This is a genomic window from Neorhizobium phenanthreniclasticum, from assembly GCF_040066075.1.
GTDB classification, from domain to species: Bacteria; Pseudomonadota; Alphaproteobacteria; order Rhizobiales; family Rhizobiaceae; genus Neorhizobium; species Neorhizobium petrolearium.
This window is the reverse complement of sequence record NZ_JBEAAL010000087.1, coordinates 1-910: the sequence shown is the minus strand read 5'-3', so window position 1 is coordinate 910 and position 910 is coordinate 1. Positions and strand designations below refer to the sequence as shown.

General features: G+C 62.3%; 1 protein-coding gene. It reads left to right on the top strand.

Translation table 11 applies throughout. The features are described 5' to 3' along the window. A partial coding sequence (locus ABK249_RS33805) for an ATP-binding protein (protein WP_348864924.1) occupies positions 1–910 on the top strand: 910 nt, incomplete at both ends.

Here is a 910-nt window from a genome sequence, read left to right as displayed (position 1 = left end):
GATCGAGAACAAGCTCTCGGACGAGAAACTGCTGGCCCTGCTGCATGAAGCGCAGGATGCCGCCGGGGACGGCGCCAAGCTGACCGGCCAGCTTCTGGCCTTCGGGCGCCGCCAGCCCCTCAATCCGAAGCTGGTGGATGTCGGGCAGTTGGTAACCGGTTTCTCCGATCTTTTAAGACGCTCGCTCGGCGAGACGATCGAATTCCGTACTGTCGTCACGGGAGCTTCCAACGAGGCGCTCGTCGATGCGTCGCAGCTCCAGAACGCGCTTCTCAACCTTGCCCTCAATGCCCGCGATGCCATGCCGCGCGGCGGCAAGCTGACGATCGACATCTCAAGGGTCAAGCTGGACGTCGATTATGCCCAGATGTATCCGCATATGCGCACCGGCGACTATGTGCTGATCTCGGTGACGGACACCGGCACCGGCATGACGCCGGAGGTGAAGGAAAAGGCCTTCGAACCTTTTTTCACCACCAAGGGTGTCGGTTCCGGAACCGGTCTTGGCCTTTCCATGGTCTACGGTTTCGCCAAGCAGTCCGGCGGCAATATCCAGCTTTACAGTGAGCCGGGGCAGGGCACCAGCGTCAGGCTCTTCCTGCCGGCGGCGCAAAAGGTGGATGCGAAGATGTCCGAGGAAGTGGCGACTGCCTCAAGGGCGGCGGCGATTCCCGGCGGAACGGAGAAAATCCTCGTCGTTGAGGACGATCCCAGGGTGCGGCGTGTGGCGGTCTCGCGCCTGATCGATTTCGGCTATCAGGTTGTCGAGGCGGCAAATGGCGAGGAGGCGCTCGACCGGCTCGCCCAGAACGACGATATCGCGCTGCTGTTTACCGACATCGTCATGCCGGGCGGCATGACAGGCGACGAACTGGCGGCGGAAGTCCGTGCGAGGCGTCCGAATATCAGG